Annotated in this window: 17 protein-coding genes; 7 read left to right on the forward strand and 10 right to left on the reverse strand. The window is 70.5% G+C overall.

What is annotated here, in order from left to right; genetic code table 11:
- Window positions 1-24 precede the first annotated feature (24 nt).
- From KIK09_RS06770 to KIK09_RS06790, 5 genes are all read left to right on the forward strand, one after another.
- Window positions 25-1113 (forward strand): ABC transporter ATP-binding protein, encoded by a 1089-nt coding sequence (locus KIK09_RS06770; protein ID WP_214318066.1) that lies wholly within the window; start codon window positions 25-27, stop codon window positions 1111-1113.
- Window positions 1110-1757: an ABC transporter permease gene (locus tag KIK09_RS06775; RefSeq protein WP_214317728.1), complete on the forward strand. Its 648-nt coding sequence runs from the start codon at window positions 1110-1112 to the stop codon at window positions 1755-1757. Before KIK09_RS06770 ends, KIK09_RS06775 begins: the two co-directional genes overlap by 4 nt.
- Complete coding sequence (locus tag KIK09_RS06780; protein ID WP_308163946.1) at window positions 1754-2416, forward strand: ABC transporter permease; 663 nt, start codon at window positions 1754-1756, stop codon at window positions 2414-2416. The genes KIK09_RS06775 and KIK09_RS06780 overlap by 4 nt, the downstream gene beginning before the upstream one ends.
- A gap of 10 nt (window positions 2417-2426) precedes the next feature.
- Window positions 2427-3359, forward strand: coding sequence for an ABC transporter substrate-binding protein (locus KIK09_RS06785; RefSeq protein WP_214317729.1), 933 nt, complete (start codon window positions 2427-2429; stop codon window positions 3357-3359).
- A gap of 139 nt (window positions 3360-3498) precedes the next feature.
- Entirely contained in the window at window positions 3499-5328 is a 1830-nt protein-coding gene (locus KIK09_RS06790) for an ABC transporter ATP-binding protein (protein ID WP_250572543.1), read from the forward strand.
- A 1-nt stretch (window position 5329) separates the two neighbouring features.
- On the opposite strand, the gene KIK09_RS06795 is transcribed toward KIK09_RS06790, so the two are convergent.
- The 7 genes from KIK09_RS06795 to KIK09_RS06825 form a co-directional block, all read right to left on the reverse strand.
- Window positions 5330-8299, reverse strand: a complete 2970-nt coding sequence (locus tag KIK09_RS06795) for an aminotransferase (RefSeq protein WP_214317730.1) — start codon at window positions 8297-8299, stop codon at window positions 5330-5332.
- Between the two features lie 58 nt (window positions 8300-8357).
- On the reverse strand, window positions 8358-8798 hold the full coding sequence (locus KIK09_RS06800) for an Lrp/AsnC family transcriptional regulator (RefSeq protein ID WP_250572798.1): 441 nt from the start codon (window positions 8796-8798) through the stop codon (window positions 8358-8360).
- Window positions 8799-8918: 120 nt separating this feature from the next.
- A complete protein-coding gene (locus KIK09_RS06805; RefSeq protein WP_214317732.1) occupies window positions 8919-10688 on the reverse strand; it encodes an HAD-IA family hydrolase in 1770 nt (589 codons plus the stop codon).
- 41 nt (window positions 10689-10729) lie between these two features.
- Entirely contained in the window at window positions 10730-11830 is a 1101-nt protein-coding gene (locus KIK09_RS06810) for an ABC transporter ATP-binding protein (RefSeq protein WP_214317733.1), read from the reverse strand.
- A 7-nt stretch (window positions 11831-11837) separates the two neighbouring features.
- Window positions 11838-12674 (reverse strand): ABC transporter permease, encoded by an 837-nt coding sequence (locus tag KIK09_RS06815; protein ID WP_214317734.1) that lies wholly within the window; start codon window positions 12672-12674, stop codon window positions 11838-11840.
- On the reverse strand, window positions 12662-13552 hold the full coding sequence (locus tag KIK09_RS06820) for an ABC transporter permease (protein ID WP_214317735.1): 891 nt from the start codon (window positions 13550-13552) through the stop codon (window positions 12662-12664). Before KIK09_RS06820 ends, KIK09_RS06815 begins: the two co-directional genes overlap by 13 nt.
- A complete protein-coding gene (locus KIK09_RS06825; RefSeq protein ID WP_214317736.1) occupies window positions 13549-14685 on the reverse strand; it encodes an ABC transporter substrate-binding protein in 1137 nt (378 codons plus the stop codon). Before KIK09_RS06825 ends, KIK09_RS06820 begins: the two co-directional genes overlap by 4 nt.
- A 325-nt stretch (window positions 14686-15010) precedes the next feature.
- Between KIK09_RS06825 and KIK09_RS06830 the strand changes: the two genes are divergently transcribed.
- Complete coding sequence (locus KIK09_RS06830; RefSeq protein ID WP_214317737.1) at window positions 15011-15451, forward strand: Lrp/AsnC family transcriptional regulator; 441 nt, start codon at window positions 15011-15013, stop codon at window positions 15449-15451.
- A 17-nt stretch (window positions 15452-15468) separates the two neighbouring features.
- Here the strand turns inward: KIK09_RS06830 and KIK09_RS06835 are convergent, their stop codons facing one another.
- Genes KIK09_RS06835 through KIK09_RS06845 form a run of 3 tightly spaced genes read right to left on the reverse strand, consistent with a single transcriptional unit; the run spans window position 15469 to window position 19728 of the window.
- Window positions 15469-16704, reverse strand: a complete 1236-nt coding sequence (locus KIK09_RS06835) for a hypothetical protein (RefSeq protein ID WP_214317738.1) — start codon at window positions 16702-16704, stop codon at window positions 15469-15471.
- Window positions 16697-18622: an NAD(P)/FAD-dependent oxidoreductase gene (locus KIK09_RS06840; protein WP_214317739.1), complete on the reverse strand. Its 1926-nt coding sequence runs from the start codon at window positions 18620-18622 to the stop codon at window positions 16697-16699. Before KIK09_RS06840 ends, KIK09_RS06835 begins: the two co-directional genes overlap by 8 nt.
- Window positions 18619-19728 carry a molybdopterin-dependent oxidoreductase gene (locus KIK09_RS06845; RefSeq protein ID WP_214317740.1) on the reverse strand — a complete coding sequence of 370 codons (1110 nt, stop codon included), beginning with the start codon at window positions 19726-19728 and terminating at the stop codon, window positions 18619-18621. The genes KIK09_RS06840 and KIK09_RS06845 overlap by 4 nt, the downstream gene beginning before the upstream one ends.
- Window positions 19729-20067: 339 nt before the next feature.
- On the opposite strand from KIK09_RS06845, the gene KIK09_RS06850 reads away from it, so the two are divergent.
- Entirely contained in the window at window positions 20068-21873 is a 1806-nt protein-coding gene (locus KIK09_RS06850) for a glycoside hydrolase family 15 protein (RefSeq protein WP_214317741.1), read from the forward strand.
- The last annotated feature ends 41 nt before the right edge of the window (window positions 21874-21914 follow it).

Raw genomic sequence — 21914 nt, forward strand, 5'->3', positions numbered from 1 at the left:
ATACAGACGGGCAAGGTGGTGCCAGTGATCCGGTTCGACAACGTCACCAAGCGGTTCCCGAACGGCACAACGGCTGTTGACGGCCTCTCCGTGGACTTCCCCGAAGGCGGGATCACGGTGCTCGTCGGCTCCTCCGGCTGCGGCAAGACCACCACCCTGCGAATGATCAACAGGTTGGTCGACCCCACGTCTGGAACGGTCAGCCTGGGCGGGCGCGACGTGCGCGAACTTCCCGCGGCCCAGCTGCGGCGTGGCATTGGATACGTCATCCAGCAGGCGGGCCTGTTCCCGCACCGCACGGTGCTGGACAACATCGCCACCGTGCCGACGCTGCTCGGCTGGGGCCGGCGCAAGGCCCGCGCCAGGGCCGCCGAGCTGCTGGAGGTCGTCGGCCTGGCCCCGGAGTCCGGCAAGCGCTACCCGCACCAGCTCTCCGGCGGCCAGCAACAGCGCGTGGGCGTCGCCCGGGCACTGGCCGCCGACCCACCGGTGCTCCTCATGGACGAGCCGTTCGGCGCCGTCGACCCGGTGGTCCGCACCCTGCTCCAGGACGAGTTGCTGCGCCTGCAGGCCGAGCTGCGCAAGACCATCGTCTTCGTCACCCACGACATCGACGAGGCCGTACGGCTCGGCGACCGCATCGCGGTCTTCCGCACCGGCGGGCACATGGTCCAGTGCGCCCCGCCCGCCGAGCTGCTCGCCACACCGGCCGACGACTTCGTCGCCGGATTCCTCGGCGCGGAACGCGGGCTGAAACTGCTCTCGCTGGTATCGCTGAAGGACGTGCCGTACGAGCCGATCGCAGCCCTCAAGACCACGGCCACGGTGGCCGAAGCGCGCGCGGCGGCGACGGGCCGGTGGTCGCTCGTGCTCTCCCCCGACGGCAAGCCCGCCGGCTGGTTGGACGTCGACGCGCTCGACGGGGCGGATTCGATCGCGCAGGCGCCACTCGTCCCGGTGCGGGGGCTGACCGACACCGACTCGCTGCTCTCGGCGCTCAATGAGACCGTCTCCTCCCCCACCGGAATGGCGGTTCGGGTCGACGCTGCGGGCATGCTCGTCGGGGTCTCCAGGGACGACGTGGTCCACGCACATCAGCGGAGCCTGGCATGACCGTCGAATGGAGCTGGCTCACCACGCACACCGATGACCTGGTGACGCTCACCCTGGACCACCTGGCGACGGCGGTCCCCGCCGTACTGCTCGGGCTGCTGATCGCGCTGCCGCTCGCCGTGGTCGCCCACCGGATCAGGCCACTGCGCGGAATCCTGCTCGGGATCTCCAACATCCTGTTCACGGTGCCGTCTCTGGCCCTGTTCGTCCTGCTGCTGCCGATCACGGGGCTGACCAGGACGACCGCGATCGCCGGCCTGACCGTTTACACCCTGGTCGTCCTGCTGCGTAACACCGTAGAGGGACTCGACAGCGTGCCCGTCAAGGTCCGCGAGGCCTCCCTCGCCATGGGCAGGGGCAGGCTCGGCACCCTGGTGAAGGTCGAGTTCCCGCTCGCGATGCCGGTGATCATGGCCGGGGTCCGGGTGGCGAGCGTCATGACCATCTCGCTGGTCAGCGTGGCCAGCTACATCGGGTTCGGCGGAATCGGCCAGCTGTTCACCGACGGCTTCCAGCGCAGCTTCCCCACCCCGGTACTCGCGGGAGTCGTCCTCACGCTCCTGCTCGCGCTGGCCGTCGACGCAGTGCTCGTCCTCGTGCAGCGGCTCTGCACCCCCTGGACGCGCAAGGGAGTCCGCGCATGATGGATCTCTTCTCGCAGCTGGCCGCCTGGCTGACCAGCGCCGGCCAATGGGCCGGCCCGGAGGGCATCGCCCAACGGCTGCTGGAACATCTCGAGTACTCCCTTCTCTCCACAGTCGCGGCCGCACTGATCGCCCTGCCCATAGGGCTGTTCATCGGCCACACCGGCAAAGGCGCGTTCCTCGCCATCAACCTCTCGGGCTTCGGCCGTGCCCTCCCGACCGTGGGCATCGTCACGCTGGTCTTCCTGGTCGGCGGCCTGAGCATGACCCCGGTGTACGTATCCCTGGTCGCGCTGGCCATCCCCGTGATCGTGACCAACACCTACGCAGGCATGGCCGCGGTCGAGGCGGACACCAAGGACGCCGCCCGTGGCATGGGGATGACCGGGCTGCAGTCACTCCGGCGGGTGGAGATCCCACTCGCCGCCCCCCTGATCATGACGGGGCTCCGGCTGGCGACCGTACAGGTCATCGCCACCGCCACCATCGCCGCCTACGTCAGCTTCGGCGGCCTCGGCCGCTACATCTTCGACGGACTCGCCCAACGCGATCTCGCCCAGGTCCTGGGCGGCGCCGTGCTCGTCGCGGTGCTCGCCGTGGCCGTGGACCTCATCCTCGCCGGAATCCACCGCATCCTCTTCCGCCACCGCCTCACCTGAGGGAGACCTCATGAACCGCAGGAACCTCGTCGCGGGCGCGCTCGCGCTCGCCGTACTCCCCGTACTCGCCGCCTGCTCCGGCGGCACGACCAGCCTGAACACGCCGCCGTCCGCCGCCGGATCCGCCACGGGCGCGTCCGGCACGATCGTGATCGGCACGGCCAACTTCTCCGAGAACCAGATCCTCGGCTACCTCTACGCCGACGTCCTCAAGGCCGCGGGCCTGGAGGCGACGGTCAAGCCCAACCTGGGATCACGCGAGATCGTCCTGCCCGCCCTGCAGAACGGCGACATCGACCTGCTGCCGGAATACCAGGGCAACCTCCTGCTGTACTTGGACGCCAAGGCCACCGAGACCGACGTCGACGCCCTGCAGAAAGCACTCGCCGCCAAGATGCCGAAGGGACTCACGATCCTGCCGCCGGCGGCCGCCGAAGACGCGGACGTCTTCACCGTCACCAAGGAGACCGCGACCAAGTACGGCCTGGCCAGCCTCGACGACCTGGCCAAGTACAACGGCAAGCTGGTCTTCGGCGGACCGCCCGAGGTGAAGACCCGCCAGGTCGGCCTGGTCGGCCTCAAGCAGGTCTACGGCGTGGAGTTCAAGGCGTTCAAGGCGCTCGACGCCAGCGGCCCGCTCGTCAAGGGCGCCATCAAGAACGGCGACGTGCAGGTGGGCAACCTCTTCAGCACCGACGTGGACATCGCCAAGAACGGCTGGGTCATGCTGGAGGACCCGAAGAAGCTCATCCCCGCCCAGCGCGTCGTGCCGCTGATCCGCACCGACAAGGCCACCGACCAGGTCAAATCCGCCCTGGCCAAGCTGAACACGGCGCTGACCACCGAGGAACTGAGCAAGCTCGACTCACTCGTGGACAACGACCACCAGGACCCCGACACGGTCGCCGCCGAGTGGACCAAGGCTCACGGCCTGTCGAGCTGATCCGGTCCTGACCTGTACGGCTCGCGTCCGCCTTGCGCGAGCCGTACATCCTCAGGTCTGACCTGACGGAAAATCGTTCGCTCCTTCGTACCCCCTGCAGGCAGCATAGCCAGGCCGGTGTCTGCGTTCGGGAGGGCGGATGGCTGTGCTCGGATCACTCCAGGGTTCCAAAAGTGCTCCATCTGCGCGAAGGTCGGCGGTTCTGCTGGCACTGCGCTACTACTGCGGTGAGCTGATCCGCCAGTGGCCGATCGCGGTGCCCGCACTGACGCTTCCTGCGATAGGGAACATCTGCCTGTTCTACCTGGCACCGCTCGCGGTGGCCGGGCTGGTGGGGCATCTGGCCGGTGGCGGCGACGGCTCCGTCTCCGCGCTCCTGCCCTATGTGCTCGGCTTCGGCGCGTTGCTGCTGGCGGGTGAGGTGCTGTGGCGGGTGGGACTGCACTTCATGAACCGTACGGACGCCCGGGGCATCGAGCGCCTCGGCGTGGTGGGCATGGACGAGTTGCTGACCAAGGACGCCGCGTTCTTCCACAACAACTTCGCCGGTTCGCTGACCAAACGGGTGCTGGGGTTCTCGAGCCGGTTCGAGGAGTTCGCCGACACGCTCACCTTCTCGATCATGGCGAAGTTGGTGCCGCTGGCCTTCGCGTCGGTGGTGCTGTGGCGGTATCACCCGCTGCTGGTCCTCGTTCTCGTGGGTCTCATCATCGTCACCGGCGTTCTCGTGGCCCCGCTGATCCGCCGTCGCCAAGCGCTGGTCGACGAACGCGAGGCCGCCAAGGTGCTGGTGTCGGGCCACGTGGCCGATGTGCTGGCCAACATGGAGACGGTCCGTGCGTTCGCCGCCGAGGGTCGCGAAGCCGCCGAACATCGGGCCAGGGTCGCCGAGCAGCAGAGGCTCTCGCTGCGTTCCTGGGACTACGGCAACCTGCGGGTGGACACGGTCGTCGCCCCGATCTCGGTCCTCACCAGCGCCGTGGGCCTGCTCCTGGCCGTGGCGCTCCGGGGTGGTCTGGGTGTGGAGGCCATCATCGTGACGTTCTCCTACTACTCGAACACGATCAGCATCATGTTCGAGTTCAACCAGATATACCGGCGGATGGAGAGCGTGCTCACCGAGGCCGCCCAGTTCACCGAACTGCTCCTCGTCCCGCCGACAGTGGTGGATCCGGCCGAGCCGCAGCCGCTGCGCCCGGCCGACTCAGGCGTCCGCTTCGAGCGGGTCAGGTTCGCGCACGCCGAGGGCCCGCCCCTGTTCGAGGACCTGGACCTGGACATTCCCAGCGGCACCAAGATCGGGCTGGTCGGCCAGTCCGGCGGTGGCAAGACCACTCTCACCCGGCTGTTGCTGCGCCTCATGGACGTCGACGGAGGCCGGATCCTGATAGGCGGCCAGGACATCTCCTGGCTGCGCCAGGCCGATCTGCGCAGCCTCATCGCGTACGTCCCCCAGGAACCTGCCATGTTCCACCGGTCGGTGCGTGACAACATCGCGTTCGCCCGGCCGGGCGCCACCGACGACGAGATCCTCCAGGCCGCGCGGGCGGCGCATGTCACGGAGTTCGCCGAGTCCCTGCCGGACGGATTCGACACCCTGGTCGGCGAACGTGGCGTCAAGCTCTCCGGCGGCCAGCGGCAGCGCCTCGCTCTCGCGCGCGCCATCCTCCGCGACACCCCGATCCTGCTGCTGGACGAGGCGACCAGCGCCCTGGACTCCGAAAGCGAGAGCCTCGTTCAGGAAGCCTTGTGGCACCTGATGCGGGACCGTACCGCGCTGGTGGTCGCGCACCGCCTGAGCACCGTCGTCCGCATGGATCGGCTTGTCGTGCTCAACCGGGGACGCATCGTGGAGCAGGGCACCCACAGCGAGCTGCTCCAGGCTGAAGGTCCTTACGCCCGACTCTGGCGCCACCAATCCGGCGGCTTCCTGGTCGACGACGACACCCCCGACGCGCTCCACCGCTAGCTCAGTGGCCGTGCCCGGGGCCGTGGCCGAGGTCGGTGAGGGCGCGGGCGAGGGCGTCGGTGAAGAAGTCCACGGCGGCGGTGTCGATGCACAGCGGCGGCTTGATCTTGAGGATGTTGAGGTGGTCGCCCGTGGGCTGGACGACGACGCCGAGGTCGAGCATGCGGTCGCAGAGCTCGGCGGTCTCCTCGGTCGCCGGCTCCAGGGTCTCGCGGTTGCGGACCAGCTCCAGGCCGAGGTAGAGCCCGGAGCCGTGCACCGCGCCGACCAGGGCGTGGCGCTCACCGAGGGCCTCCAGCCCCGCCTTGAGACGGGCTCCGGTGCGCATCGCGTTGCCCTGGAGGTCTTCGTCCCGCAGGGCGTTGAGTACGGTGAGACCGGCGACGCTGGAGACGGGGCTGCCTCCGGTGGAGGAGAAGAAGTAGCCCTGGTCGCGGTAGCGGTCGGCCACGGCCTTCGAGGTGATCACGGCCCCCAGCGGGTGACCGTTGCCCATGGCCTTGGCCACGCAGACGATGTCGGGCACCACCTGCTGCTGCTCGAATCCCCAGAACCAGTGGCCCAGGCGCCCGTAGCCGACCTGGATCTCGTCGGCGACGGCCAGGCCACCGTGCCGGCGCACCGCCGCGTAGACCTTCCGCAGATAGCCGTCGGGCAGCGGCACGCCGCCCGCGTTGCCGTAGAAGGTCTCGCTCAGGAAGGCGCCGGCCGGCCGGCCCGCGGCGGCGAGCTCGTCGATCACCCGGACCGCTTCGGGCGCGTAGCGGGCGGCCTCGGCACCGCGGTGGCGGCCCCGGTAGGAGTTGGGCGAGTCCACGGTGTGCACCCAACTCGGCCGGGTGGCGAGCGCGTTGGGGTTGTCCTGGAGCGAGGTGGAGACCGCGTCGGAGGCGTACGTCCAGCCGTGGTAGGCCTCGCGCAGGGCGACGACGTCGTGCTGCCCGGTCGCGCCGATGGCCAGGCGGATACCCAGATCCACCGCCTCGGAGCCGGAGTTGACCAGGAAGACGGTGTCCAGCGGCTCGGGCAGCAGGGCCGCCAGCCGTTCGGAGAACTCCACCACCGAGGCGTAGTGGAAGCGCGAGTTGGTGTTGAGCCGGCGCAGCTGCCGGGACACGGCCTGCTGGACGCCGGGGTGGGCGTGGCCGAGCGGGGTGACGTTGTTGACGATGTCCAGGTAGGACCGGCCGTCTGTGGATACCAGGTGGTGCCGCCAGCCTCGTTCGATGCGCTGCGGGTTGTCGTAGTAGTGCTCCTGGACGGTCGCGAAGACGGCCTCACGTCGGCTGAGCAGGCCGGTCTGTGGCGTCGCGTCCGCGCAGGCGAGCCCGATGAGCGGGGACGGGTCGGCCGTGAGCGCGAGCCAGCCCGGCGCGTACTCGGGGCGGACGAGGTCCGCGACCGTGGGGCCGTCGAGTGGCTGGAGCGAGAGGTGTACGCGCGTTCCGCCGGGCAGCGCGGCCAGTTCGTCGCCCGCGCGGACCAGGGTGCCGACGGGCAGGCAGGTGACGGCGTCGGTGAAGGACAGGGTCAGCGTGTGCGTGTCGCAGGTGATCGCGGCACGGCCCGGCGCGGATTCCTTGATCAAGCCGGCGGCGGGCGCCTGCAGGACGGCCGGCGCGGCGAGCCAGAGGTCGAGTCCGGTGGCCACGGTCGCGGGTGAAGCGGTGGACAGGGCCGGGGCCGCGGTGAGTCGCGCCTGGGCGTACCGAGTGGTGACCGCTGCCGCGCCCTGCGCGAGGAGAGCGGCGGCGAGGCGGTCTTCCGTGCCTTCGTCGAGCCAGGCCCCGCGGTCCATGGAGTCGGCCTCGGCCGACAGGTCCAGCTCGGCGATGTCGGCCGGGACGAGGCCGCGCACCAGGGGGTGCGTCGGCACCGCGATGGGGGTGGGGCGTTCCTCATGGCCGACGGCCTCTTCGATGAGCCGGGTCATCACCGCCGGCGGCACGCGGGTGGCCTCCTCGAACATGCGCCACTCGCGCTCGAGCGCCGCGTTGGCGTACGCGTTGTCGCCGTCGATCGCGGCCTGGTGCCGGCCGCTGACGACGAGAACGGCGGCGCGCAGCACGACGAGCGGCCACAGTGCCGCGGCTTCCTCGGCGGACAGCGGACGGATGGCGTGGAAGGCGCGGACCGCGGGCAGGACGTGGTGCGGTTCCACGCCGTCGTGGTGAAGCATCGAGGTGAGTGGCATCGCGAGTTCGCCGACCGCCCAGCTGGTGGTCAGGTCACCGAAGTCGATCACCCCGTCGGGCAGCGGCAGGCGGCTGCCGGGTGAGCGGACCATGTTGTCGTCGGTCAGGTCCAGGTGGACGGCCTGGCGCGGCAGCAGCGCGGCCACCTTCTGGAGCCGCGTCCAGGCCTCGGCGGCCGCGGCCCGGACGGCGGCACGCCGGTCCGGCTCGGGGATGTGGTCCAGGAGCCTGTCGACGACGCGGTCGGCGTACTGCGGATCCCACTGCAGTACACGGTCCAGGCCCGGGTGTTGGAAGTCGCGGAGCGCGGTGGTGACGTGACCCGCGATCGCACCCATGGCTGCGACCGTGCGTGGGGAGAGGTACCGCGAACCGGAGAGCGTCCCACCGGGCAGATAGCGCAGGAGTCGCGTGGTGACCGGCCCGTGCTCGGTTTCCACGGTGGCGATCCGGCGAGCGCCGTCCGGATCACGCAGTACGGTCGCCAGACGCAGCTCGGGGTGGGCGGCGGCGGTCAGGTCGGCGGCGGCGTCCTGGGCGTCGATCTCGGTCGTGCCGAACGCCGGATTCGCGAGCTTGAGGACGGCCGGGGGTGTCCCGTCATCGAAGTGCAGCAGGAAGTTGGCGTCCTGCTGGCTCCCCAGCAGCTCGGCGCGCGCGGTGAGCCCGAAGCTCTCGGCAGCGATCTGTTCGGCCCGGGCAGTCGTCACCCGCGGAGCGGGGAGGGCCTCGTGGGTGAAGAAGTCGACGGTGGCGTGCTTGGTGCTGTGCGTCATGCCGGATTTCCTGGACTCGGAGTGCGGGGAGCGTGACAGGGGGCGGGCTGGGGATCGGTCAGCCGATGCCCCACAGGAATCGGTGAGTGTGGATCCCGAAGTACGGGAAACTCTCCACCGCTGCGACCCCATCGATCGGCCGCACAACGTCGTTGACGAAGTCCAGCAGGTCGTGGGGACGTCGGCAGACGACCTCGACGAACAGGTCGAAGGTGCCGGAGGTCAGGACGGTGTAGACGACCTCGTCGTGGTGAGAGAGCTCGTCGGCCACCGCCCGTGGATCGCCGTCGGCACGCAGGCCGAGCATGGCCATGGTCTGCCGGCCCATGGCCATGGGGTCGGTGACCCCCACGACCTGCACCACCTTGCTGTCGATCAGCCGCTGGAGCCGGTGTCGAGCCGCCGACGGGGACAACCCGACCTTCGGCCCCAGTTCGGCGTAGGGGATGCGCCCGTCGGTCTGCAGCTCAAGCAGGATGGCCCGGTCGATGTCGTCCATGGTCACGCGCCCTCCCTGTCTACAACAAGCTCGATTCCTGCGAAATCAGTGACCAATACAATCGATTCTATCGATACGAGAGTTGAATCGATCGTCCAGCCTCGAGACCGCCGTTGCCGCTCAGCGCAGAGTGAACGTGGTGATGACCGCCGCGTGGTCCGAGGGCCAGGTGTTGCCCGCGACGTCCGGCTCGGGCCGGGGCTCGCCCGTGACGTGGGTCATGGAGTCCCGCACCCGCAGCCCGCGCCCGGCGTAGAAGACGTAGTCGATCCGGTCCTGCGGCTCGGGCGCCGGGGTGACGGGTGACCACGTCGCGCCCGGTGCTCGCACGGGGTCGGGGTGGGCCTCGCGGTAGGAGTCGCGCAGCCCGGCCTCCTCCGCGGCCAGGGTGACGGGCCACGGTACGGGGCCGTAGCCGCCGTGCAGCGGCGCCGTCTCGTCGGTCCAGTCGAGGTGGGACGGCACGTTGAAGTCGCCGACGAGCAGCACGGGTGTGGTGTCGCGGGCCGCGAGGTCGTCGCCCATGGCGCGCAGGATCTCCTGGATCTCGCCGAGCCTGCCGGCGGCGGACTCGCGCTCGACCAGGACCTCGACCGGCTGCCGGTCGTGGATGGCGTCGTACGGGCCGTACGGCGTCCAGTTGAGGTGGGCGCTCCACACCGTGACATCGCTGCCCGGGTCGAGCCGGACCGTGGCGCTGATGGCAACGTGCAAGGCCGTCGCGGGCACGCCGTGGCGGGCGACGAGCGGGTATCGGCTGATGATGCCGAGGTTGTCGCCACCCTGGTGGTATTCCCAGCCCAGAGCCTCGGCGAGCTCCTTGGCGGAGTGGGCGTGGGCCTCCTGGAGACCGACCACGTCGACGTCGGACTCCAGCAGGATCTTCAGCTGCTTGTCGCGGTAGTCGTCGACCTGGGTGCCCCCGTCCCACAGATTCCAGCTCATGACGCGCAGTTCGCGCACCCGGGGCTCATCCTCGGCGACGACCGGCACGCGGACGGTGATCGTGGCCGTGCGCCCCTCGCCGTCCGTGGCGGTGACGGTGACGGCGCTCTCGCCTGCCGTGTCCGGGACGCCGATGATGCCGCCGTCGGCGCGGACCCGCGCCCAGGCAGGGCCGCCGGCCTTGGTATATGTCACGGGCGCGCCGCGCAGCAGCCCGGCGACGGTGGCCTGGAACGGCTCGCCGACGTGGACGCGGCGGGTGGTGAAGGCCGGCACCAGGAAGGCCGGCGCTCGCGAGACCAGCTCGTGCAGCAGGGTGACGTCGGCCTGCTCCAGGCTGCGAAGCACCGTGCGCCCGGCGCCCGGTGCGATGGGCGCGAGCGAGGGTACGGCCAGCACTCGGCAGCCCGCCGCCTCGGCGGAGGCGACGCCCGTAGGAGTGTCCTCGACCGCCACGCAGGCCGCGGGCTCGACGTCGAGGGCGCGGGTGGCGGCGAGGTAGGGATCAGGGGCGGGCTTGGTACGCGCGGTGTCGTCGGCGGTGAGGCAGACCGCGAACCGCTCGCGCCCCAGGACGTCCAGGACCATCTCCACCACGTCGCGCGGCGACGCCGTGACCAGTGCGACGGGGATGCGGTGCCGGGCCAGTTCGTCCAGCAGTTCCAGCGCGCCGGGCCGCGGCACGGCGCGAGCCGCGACCCGGGCGGCGAAGTCCCGATGCAGGTCGCGGGCGAGCTCGGCGACGGGCGTCGCCGTACCGGTCGTGCGCGCCAGATGCGCGGCGGTGTGTTCGACGGCGCGGCCGAGGACCTCGGTCACGTCCGCGTCGCCGAGCTCGTGCCCCAGCCCGGCGGCCACGCCTTCGACCGCCTGCCACCAGGACTCCTCGGTGTCGACGAGGGTGCCGTCCATGTCGAAGAGGACGGCCTGGAGCGGGTGGGTCATGGAACTCTCTTTCGTCGTGGGGAAGTCGAGGCGCCCCGGGGTCACACGGCGCGCGCGGTGACCAGGACGGGCCGGTCGGGCAGGGACACGGCGACGGTGGCGCCCGGCGGGAGCAGGGTGGCGTCGGCGCTGGGCAGGTCGACCTTGACGTCGGTGCCGCCGGGCAACCGTACGGTCACCCGGGTCGCCGCGCCGAAGAAGGCGGCCTCGACGACCCTCGCGTCGCCGTCGAGGGCGGCCGTGACGCGTACACCCTCAGGGCGCACCAGGACGTCGACGTCCGGGCCGGGTGGCACGGAGCCGTCGGCGGGCAGCCGGCGGCCCAGCACCTCCACCATGCCGTCCTCGCACAGGCGGCCCGGGATGCGGCTGTTGGTGCCGACGAACTCGGCGACAAAGGCGGTGGCCGGGTGGCCGTAGAGCTCGGCGGGGGCGGCGCACTGCTCCAGGCGGCCGGCGTTCATGACCGCGACGCGGTCGGCCATGGACAGCGCCTCTTCCTGGTCGTGCGTCACGAAGAGCGTAGTGATGCCGAGTTCGCGCTGGAGGCGGCGGATCTCCTCGCGCAGGTTCGTCCGCACCTTCGCGTCGAGCGCGCTCAACGGCTCGTCCAGCAGCAGCACCCTCGGCCGCAGCGCCAGCGCGCGGGCGAGGGCCACGCGCTGCTGCTGGCCGCCGGAGAGCTGGTGCGGGAAGCGTTGGGCATGGTCCGGCAGACCGACCAGCTCCAGCAGCTCGGCGGCGCGAGCGCGGCGCTGGGCGGTGCCGATCTTGCGCATCTTCAGGCCGAAGGCGACGTTGTCTGCGGCGCTCAGGTGCGGGAAGAGGCTGTAGGACTGGAAGACCATCCCGGCGTCCCGGCGGTGCGCGGGGATCGAGGTGACGTCCTTGCCGTCGACCAGGACCTGGCCGGAGTCGGGGTGCTCGAAGCCCGCGAGCATGCGCAGCGCCGTGGTCTTGCCGCAGCCGGACGGGCCGAGCAGGGCAAGGAGTTCGCCGGGCCGTACGGCCAGGTCGAGTCCGTCCAGGGCGGTGGCGGTACCGAAGGCTCGGCGCAACGCGCGGAATTCGACGGTTGCCCCGCCGGGGGCCTGCGGCGCGGCGCCGGTGACCGGGGCGGTGTCGGTCGTGGTGTCGGTCATGGTGTCGTTACTCCTGGGTGGTGGAACGCGATGAAGCGCGCCGCCCGCTGACGGCGGCGATGACCATGAGCAGCGCCCAGGTGAGGAGCAGGCTGAGCACCGAGACGGCCACGGACAGCTGCGCCTGCGAGCCGCCGACAGAGACGATCCACACGGCGAAGGGCTGGAAGCCGAGGAGCTGGGCGACGGTGTATTCGCCGAGCACGAGGGCGAGGGTGAGGAAGGAGGCGTTGAGCAGCGCCCCGCGCAGATTGGGCAGCACGACGCCGACCAGGGCCCGCGGCCAGTCGGCTCCGCAGGAGCGGGCGGCCTCCACCAGGGTGCGCAGGTCCATGGCCCGCAGGCCCGTGTCCAGCGCTCCTTGGACGAAGGGCAGCGCCATCACCACGTACGTGAGCACCAGCACGACGGGGAAGGACGGGTTCTGGATGGCCACGAAGGTCTGGAAGAAGGGCGTGCTGGCCAGGTGCTCGGGACCCCAGCGCAACACGTCGCTGATCCCCGCGACCAGCGCGATCGGCGGGATGACGAGCGGTAGCGAGCAGACCGTCTCGACGATCGGGCGCAGCCGTGGCGCGGTCAGTCGCAGTGCGACCATGGCCGGGACCATGAGCAGCAGGACGATGGCGATCGTCGCGGCCGACAATTCCAGGGCGAGCAGCAGGCTGGGGGTAAGGCCATCGGCGTCGAGGATGTGCGTGTACGCGTCCAGCGTGAGGCCCTGGTTGGGGACGTCCACGGTGAAAACCACCGAGGCGGCCATGGGCCCCAGGAAGTAGGCCGCGGCGCAGGCGAGGACGATGCCGCGCCAGGGCCGCGGTCGTGGGTGCTTCAGACGAGCCATCGCGCGCTCCGTCGTTGCAGGGGCAGGTAGACGGCCATGACCAGGATGGTGACGACGACCATGTCGAGGCTGAGGGCGAGCGCCACGTTCTCCTGCCCCACCAGGACGTTGCCGGAGATGGCGTCGGCGATCTGCAGGGTGACCAGTGGCACCGAACTGCTGACCATGGCGGCGGCGGTGGCGTAGGCCCCGAAGGCGCTGCCGAAGAGCAGGACCACGCCGCCCAGCAGGGACGGCGCGAGCACGGGCAGGGCGACATGCCGCCAGTACTGGGCGGTGGTGGCGCCGGTGTTCTGCGCGGCCTCGCGCCACTGCACCCGCAGCCCGTCCAGCGCGGGGGTGACGGTGAGCACCATGAGCGGGATCTGGAAGTAGAGGTAGACGATGACCAGGCCCCAGAAGCTGTAGAGACTCCAGCCTTTGTCGGCGAGGCCGAAGATACGGGTGAGAATGCCGGAGTTGCCGAGGGTGGCGACGAAGGCGAAGGCCAGCGGCACGCCGCCGAAGTTGGCGAGGACCCCGGAGGCGGTCAGCACGGCCTCGCGCAGCGCGCGGAAGCGCGAGGTGACCACGGCTTGCGCGAGCGGCAGCCCGAGCACGGCGCCGAGGACGGCGGAGACAGCCGACAGTTTCACGCTGCCCCACAGGGCGGTCAGGTAGGCACCCTGCACGGAGGCGGTCAGATTGGCCGTTGTGTACGAGGTGGCACCGGTGGCCGGGTCCTTGACGGTGAAGGCGCCGTTGAGCATGGCGAGGGCGGGGATCCCGAAGCTGATCGCCACGAAGACGAGCAACGGGGCCACCGCGAGCCAGCCCGCCGAGCGCCGCCGCTCCGGGGCTGCGGCCTTGGCGGGGACCGTGGCGACGGTCGCGGTCATCCGGAGATGGCCTTTCCCCAGCCACTGGTGACGGCGTTCTTGGCCTTGGCCTGCTGTTCCTCGGTCGGGAAGGTCGCCGTGCCGGAGACCTCGGGAAGGTTGGCGGCGGCCTTGTCCAGCGTGCCGGCCTTGTCCATGGCGGCCATCAGGACGGGGCGGGCGTATCCCTTCAGCCACAGGTTCTGGCCCTCGGCGCTGTAGAGGTACTCCTCCCAAAGGCGGGCGGCGGCGGGGTGCGGCGCGTCCTTGTTGATCGCCTGGGAGTAGAACAGGGAGAACTTGCCGTCGGCCGGAACCGCGACCTTCCAGTCCACGCCCTTGGCGGCGAAACTCTTGGCGTACCCGGCGTTGATGTAGTCCCAGTCGACGGTGATCGGCGTCTCGCTCTTCTCGACGGTCGCGGGGGTGGCTTCGACGGGGGTGTAGTTGCCGTTCTGCTTCAGCTTGGCGAAGAAGTCCACGCCGGGCTGGATGTCGTCGAAGGAGCCGCCGCCGGCCAGGGACGCCGCGTACAGGGCGGCGAAGGACGCGCCGGACTTGGTGGGGTCGCCGGGGATCGCCACCATGCCCTTGTAGTCGGGCTTGAGGAGGTCGGCGAAGGTGGTGGGGCAGGTCGTGACGCGCTTGGCGTCGCAGCCGATGGAGATGTAGCCGCCGTAGTCGTTGTACCAGCGGGCCTGCGCGTCCTTCTGCGTGGAGGGGATGTCGTCCCACGCGGCGACCTTGTACGGCGCGAGCAGCCCCTGCTGAGTGGCGCTGATCGCGAAGGAACTGCCGAGGTCGAGGACGTCCGGAGCGCGGTCCTGGCCCTTGCGGGAGGTGACGGCGCTGATCTCGTCCTGGCTGCTGCCGTTCGGGTTGTCGACCGTGACCTTGATGCCGTACTTCTTGGCGAAGCCGTCGATCAGCAAACCGTAGTTCGCCCAGTCGCGGGGCAGGGCGATGGTGTTGAGCGTGCCCTCCTTCTTGGCGGCGGCGATCAGGGCGTCCATGCCGCCGAGGTCCTGGGCGGAGGTCGCGGTCGCGGCGCTCATGCCGGTCGCAGAGGTCTGGGCGGAGGGGGCGGAGCCACAGGCGCTGAGGGCCAGCGCGGTCAAGGCGAGGGCCGCCGCTTTGGAGGGGGATGCGGGCACGATGCCTCCTGGGTAGGGGAAGTCGGGTCCTGAGCAGAACTTGTCTGAACAAGTCGCGCTCCATTACGCCGTACTTTCACGTCTGGCCAGCGAACGGGAAGTGAATCCTTCCCGACTTCTGAGGGATGTTACGACGGATCCAATCGTGTAAGCAACGGATTCGAGCGTGCCATGTGAGCTGCAGGCGTGATTCAATCAAGCTCTCTGCTGTATCGATCTCCGATGGGAAGCTCCCAGGTCCATGGACCGCAACGGCCATCGCGGCGCTCCCGCTGAGTGGGGCGTACGATCGAGCGCAGCCGTGCCGCGCTGGGATGCTGGCTCCATGGACGACACCGATCGCGCCATCCTGCGCGAACTGCAGATCGACGGCCGCATCCCCTACGCTGAACTCGGCCCCAAGGTGGGGCTGTCCCCGTCCGCGGCCCGCCAGCGCCTGCAGCGCCTGCTGGAGACGAAGGCCGTACAGGTCGTCGGCGTCACCGACCCCATCGCCATGGGCAATCAGGCCATGGCCCTTCTAGGGATCCGAGCCGACGCGGATCCGCGCGCGATCGCCGAGGTCCTCTCCCGGCAAGAGGAAGTCATCTACGTCGTCCTGACCGCCGGCCCCTATGGCCTCTTCGCCGAGGTCGTCTGCGCCTCTCCTCCCGACCTGCTCGACTTCGTCAACGACGTGGTCCGCGACATCGACGGCGTGATCGGCGTCGACGCCTTTCCCTACTTCGGCATCCACACCCACCGCTTCCTGTGGGGCGTGGGCTGAGAACGGCGCTGATGCGGCTAGGCAGGCTGGGCGAGGGTGGGGATCACCGCTGCCAGCAGCAGGACGAGGGTCCACAGGGCGGGGGCGGAGCTGAGGATCTGCTCCCGCAGGGCGGCAGCGCGCTCCACGGCGACCTGGTCGCGCGTGAGCCACCACGGGCTCGTCCGTTCCTCCAGCCGCTGGTAAGCGATGCCGAGGATCGCGCCGAAGAGGAGATGCGCGACCAGCTGGGAGCTGGTCGCCATTCCCTGCAGGTGCTCGAGGATCCACCAGAGGAACCCGTAGGACACTCCCCAGCCGATCCCCGAGGCGGGGTCGAAGCTGCGCCCGCGGAACGCGAGCGCGTACGTCACCCCGACGACGAGCCCTTCCGCGACGGCCGCGGGACCGGTGAAGAACGCCGCGATCACGCCTCCGGCGAGTCCGAGCACGGCCCCGTATCCCGCCGCACGAAGCCTGGAGATGCCGGACATGTCAGGGCGCAGCCGCCTGACGTCGTCTTCGAACAACACGCGCCGCAGATCGCCCAGCCAGGTGAAGACGGCGCCCGTGCCCGCGCCGAGCAGCAGGTACGCGGGCAGGATCGGCAACGTGGCGCGCACGGCCTCGATCGACCAGTCCAGCCGCCCCCCGGCCAGCAGCGGCGGAAGCGTGAGCGCGACCACGATCCACCACGCGAAGCCGTACACCATCCCCCTGATGAGCTCGGGCCCGGTGCCCTGCGACCGTCCGCCGAACAGCAGGGCGTATCCGGCGCCGACGCCCAGGGACACGAGCAGCAGGTCGCGCGGCAGCACCGCGGCGACGAGCAGCCCGGCCGCCAGGCCCCTGACCAGCGTGGCCAGGCCGATCCGCCGGGGCTCCGCCTGCCCCCATGCGTACACCGCGGCGGTGACCGCGCCGTAGGCGAGGTGGCCGAAGAAGCTCGGGGTCAGGCTCTGGCCGCTGGTGAGATCCCAGATGACCGGCCGGCCGAGCAGGATCGGCAGCAGGGTCAGCGGCCCCAGGAACCACCACAGCGCGCCGTACACCAGCCCCCAGAACAGCAGCTCGCGCGCCGCGGTGTGCTGGCGCTCGACCAGCAACCCGAAGATGGCGCCGATGATGGCCGCGAACAGCATGTGCACGGCGAACCCGAGCGCGACAGAATCGGTGCGGACGATCGCGGCGACGGTCGGCAGGAACCCGATCTGCGCCATGACGGCGCCGAACACCAGCCCGCCGACCAGCCCGGACACGGCTCCCCTAATCATGTGCGACATCCCTCGGGAAGGCCAGGTCGGTCAGGACCCTGAGCTTGTTCTCCAGCCTGGGCAGCTTGGCCAGGTAGACCAGCCTCCATACGGCCCACGCCGCGAAGCCGGACAGGCGTCGCCCGCGGATCTCCGCGACAGCGGTCCGATGGCCGAGCGCCACCAGGACGCCGAGCGACCGGTATCGGAACGCCGCGGGCTCGCGTCCCGACAGGACGGCGGCGACGTTGTCGGCCACGGCCTTGCCCTGGCGCAGCGCGTGCTGCGCCGTCGGCGGGTACGGCACGCCGTCAGGGCCGGGGATCCGCGCGCAGTCGCCCACGGCCCAGACCCCGTTCCCTCCGGGGACGCGCAGGCAGCCGTCGGCCTCGGTCCCGAGCGGGTGCGGCTGGTTGCCCGCCGTCCAGACCAGGGTGCGGGTCGCGATCTCGTCACCTTCGCGCAGCCGTACGGCTCGCGCCGACGCACCGCTCACGTGCCTGCCCAGCAGAATCTCGATGCCCCGCCGCGCCAGCTTCTCCCGCGCGTACGCCCCCAGCGACGCGGACAGCTCGGGCAGGATGCGATCACCCGCGTGCACCAGCACGAACCGCGGATCCTCGGGACGGATGCCGGGATAGCGATGGAGCACCCCGTGCACCAGGTCGAACAGCTCCGCGACCGCCTCGGCCCCGGCGAAGCCGCCACCGGCCACCACGAACGTCAGCAGCTCCGGCCGCTGCCCCTCGTCGAGGTCGGCGGCCTCGAGCAGGCCGAGCACGTGGTTGCGCAACCTCGCGGCGTCCTCGACCGTCTTCAGGGTGAACGCGTGCTCGGCCAGCCCGGGCAGCCCGTGGAACGACGGCACCGACCCCACTGCCACCACGAGCTGGTCGTACGGCACCGCCGCCCCGCCGGCCACCTGGACCGAGCGCGAGGCGGTGTCGATCTTCTCGACCCTGCCGTGCACGAAGGCCGTCCGCGTCAGCATCGCACGGACGGGCACGCTGACATGTCGTGGCTCGAGCGCTCCTCCGGCGACCCCGGCCAGCATCGGGGTGAACAGCATCGAGGTCGAATCGCTGATCAGCGTGACGTCGGCGCGCAGGCCCCGCGCCAGGAACCACTCCAGCCGCCTGGCGGCGCCCACCCCGCCGAACCCGCCGCCCACGATCACCACGCGAGCGATCCGTGCCTGCTCCGTGGCGGCCGGGGCCGGCGCCCGCCGCAGGGCCACGAAGAGCAGCGGACCGGTGAGCCCGCCGAGCAGGACCTCGCCGACCAGCGCACGGAAGTCCCCGCTCTGGATGGTCCACATGGGATGGCCGCCGAGCAGGACGGGCAGCAGGGTCAGCTGCCAGAGCACCCACGCCAGCAGCCCCACCAGCAGGCCGCAGGCGAACGCGTTGGCCAGGTTGTACAGGCGTGCGCCGAAGAACCCGCCGAGCACGGCGCCCAGCAGGGCCGCGTGGCCGAGGAAGAGCGCCCACTGCCCCAGGTCGATCATGCCGTTGACGGCCATCAGCGAGGCTACAAGCAGCCCCGCGGCCAGCCCTGCCAGCGAACCGAGCCCGACGGTCCTGCTCCGCAGCCGCGGCGCCAGGGACACGACCGCCAGGAACCCCATGACGAGCAGCAGGTTGCGGCCGTAGTCGAGCGGCAGGATCGACGGATTGTCCGGCCTCCTCCCCCAGGCCAGCACGGTCGGCAAGGTCGCCAGCAGCACCGTGCCCGCGACGATCAGCCCGGCGCGCACCCACCTGTCGGCCCGACTCACCAGCAGCCCCGCCAGCAGGACCACCGGCACGAGCACGGCGTCGTGCACGACGAGCACGCCGCCGAACCACAGGGCCCAGCCCTCCGGGTAGCTGTCCATGACCAGCCCGACCAGGCCCGCCACGACCAGCCCCGCGCCGAGCGCGTATCCGATCCACTTCATGCGACCCTCACCGTGCCGACCCACTTGGTCTGCATGACGCCGGGCCGGTTGGGCGCGATCAGCCGCACGGGGTAGCCGTGGTCGGCGTCGAGCGTGCGCCCGTTGATCGTCAGCGCCAGCAGGGTCAGCGGATCGTTCCAGTGCGGGGGACGCACTTCGCTGCTCCGGTAGTAGCCGGTCTGCTCAAGCGACTCCACGGTCACGAACGCCTCCGGGGACGCGCCCGCGCGCAGCAGCAGGTCGCGCAGCCGGACGCCCGACCACTCGCACTCGACGCTCCAGCCTTCCACGCACGAGATCGGCAACCTGACCGTGTGCTGCGGCAGCCGTACCAGCTCTTCGTAGGTCAGGGAGAGCTCGGTGCGGACGGCGCCCGTGACCACCAGCCGGTAGCCCGGGTCGCGGATCGCGTCGAGCACGCCGGCCGCGACGGCCGACCTGTTGACCGGCACGCCCTGGGGTCCGATGCGCGGGTTTCTGGGTGCCAGTACGGCCAGCCGTTCCAGCGGGGCGAAGGTCTCCCCGACGGTGAGCAGCGCGGCCAGGCCCGACGCCGCGGCGACCGTGGTCAGGAAGCGGCGCCGATCAGCGCCGTCCACCCTTGCCCACGCGTTCCTGCGGATCTTCGCCCATTCGTTGACGACATGGATGATCAGCGCGCCGTACACGATGAAGGCGGTCCAGTAGTGCGCCTGGATGAACCCGAACGGCCACAGGTAGCTGTAGGCGATGTTCATCAGCCCGGTGACCAGTTGGAACAGCGCTCCGGCCACCAGGAGCAGGACGAACAGCCGTTCCAGGGCATGTCCGACGGAGCGCAGCGGCGGCCACTGCCACAGCTTGGGATAGACCGTCCACAGCTTCGCCAGCAGCAGCGGGACCGTGGCTATCCCGCTGATGACGTGCAGGCCCTGGGTGATCCGGTAGAGGTTGACCGGCCGCGACGGCCACAGCAGCCAGGGGGGCGGGTGCTGCACGAAGTGGCTGAACAAGCCGGTGGCGAAGGCGACGGTGAAGCTGATGCCCAGCCACATGCCCAGCTTGGCCGCCACTCTTTCGGAGCGCAGACGGCTGGTGAACCTGGACGAGAGGTCCTGGACGAACATCGCCGCACCACCTCCTGCAGTGTCGGCCTTCTCTGCGACAACACTCCGAGCCTCGCATCACCCGGCCGCTATGAGGCCGCTACGACACGTATCGTCCGCACTCCGTAAGAACTCATCCTCGCAGGTCACGGTCCTCGTCGTGGACGTCGCCCCGCCTCGACGGAGACGGCGACAGAGGTCGGGCTAAACTGTATAAAAGGGGCATATCGGGCACATCTGCCCGCCTGACCGCTCTGGATTCGGGGTGATCCGCGTGCCAGATCAACCATCCAAGGGGGACGCCCAACGCGATCGGGCCCGGCCGAGCAGCGCGGTCCGGAAGCCACCGATGGGGTCCTCATGAGCACGCGACCGATCAGCGACCATGCCCTGCTGGGAGACTGCCGATCGGCGGCCCTGGTGACCACCGACGGCTCGGTGGACTGGCTCTGCGCGCCTCGCTTCGACAGCCCATCCATCTTCGCCAGGTTGCTCGACGAGGACGCCGGACACTGGTCGATCCGCTCTGCCGGCGCCTCAGAGGTCACTCGCCGGTATGTCGACGACACGCTGGCCTTGGAGACCACCTTCCACGGCCCGGACGGCACCCTCGTCCTGCTGGACACTCTCGCATTGGGCCGGGGCGAGCGCGGGCATTCGATGGGCGCTTCCTCCCCGGGGGTCCTGTTGCGCCAGGCCACCTGTACCGAGGGGCGCGTCACAGTGGAGATGGAGTACGCGCCCAGACCCGAGTTCGGGCTGGTCAAGCCGCTCATGCAAGCCGTTCCCGGCGGCCTGGTCGCACACGGCGGCGCCCACGTCCTGACCTTGTCCACGCCCGTCGACCTGCGGGTGCGCGACTCGGTCGCCGACGCCACCATCACCCTGCGCGCAGGCGAACACCTCGAGCTCGCCCTGCAGACCGGCCACGCCTGGGGCCCTGAACCACAACTGCACAAGCCGCGCAACATCCATCGCCGCCTCAAGGACACGCTCGCGGGCTGGCGTTCCTGGTCCCAGTTGCACGCCGCGTACCAGGGCCCCTGGCAGACCCAGGTGGGACTCAGCGGCAGGGTGCTGCGTGCGCTGACGTTCGCCCCCACCGGCGCCATCGTCGCCGCGGCCACCACCTCCCTGCCCGAGAGCGTGGGCGGCGAACGCAACTGGGACTACCGCTACACCTGGGTCCGCGACGCGAGCTTCACTCTCCAGGCACTCTCCACGGCGGCGTGCGAGATGGAAGAGACCGCGTTCTTCACCTTCCTCGCCCGCGCCTCGGCGACCCAACTCGACCACGGCACGGATTTGCAGATCATGTACGGCGTCGGCGGCGAACGGGACCTGAGCGAACGCCCGCTGACCCATCTGGCCGGATGGCGGGGCAGCGCGCCCGTGCGCGTCGGCAACGACGCGTGGTTGCAGCGCCAGACGGACGTCTACGGCGAGGTGCTCGACGCGGCCCACCAGATCTGCCGCGACTCCGGCACGCTCGACGCGCTCACGCGCTCCTTCCTGATCGGCGTGGCCGACGCGGCCGCGCGCAACTGGAACGAGCCGGACCAGAGCCTTTGGGAGATCCGAGGTCCCGCGCGGCACTTCCTCCATTCCAAACTCATGTGCTGGGTGGGGCTCGATCGGGCGATCGCGCTGGCGCCGCTGCTGGGAGCGGCCGACCGCGTCGACTCCTGGCGGCGCACCCGCGAGGAGATCCGCGCGGCGATTCTCACCCGGGGATGGAACGACGACCTCGGCACCTTCACCCAGGCGTTCGACGCTCCAGATCTGGACGCGGCCCTTCTCATGATGCCGCTGGTCGGCTTCCTGCCCGGCGACCATCCCCAGGTACGCGCCACTGTCAAGGCCGTGGCCGACCACCTCACGGACGCTCGCGGCCTGGTCCACCGCTACCGCGCCGCCGACGGGCTCCCTGGGGACGAGGGCACGTTCCTGCTGTGCACCTTCTGGCTCGCCCACGCCCAGGCACTGGCCGGCGATGAGGCTCTCGCGCGAAAGGCGTTTCAGACCGCGACCTCGTACGCCAACGACGTCGGGCTGCTGGCGGAGGAGGTGGACTCCGCCACGGGCGAACCGCTCGGCAACTTCCCCCAGGCCTTCAGCCACATCGGCCTCATCAACGCCGCCCGCGCCATCCGCGACATCGCCTAGTCGCCACTCCCGAGCGGAACGTGCCGGACCGATGCTTCGGT

The sequence above is a fragment of the Nonomuraea sediminis genome (assembly GCF_018531495.1).
Classification (GTDB): domain Bacteria; phylum Actinomycetota; class Actinomycetes; order Streptosporangiales; family Streptosporangiaceae; genus Nonomuraea; species Nonomuraea sediminis.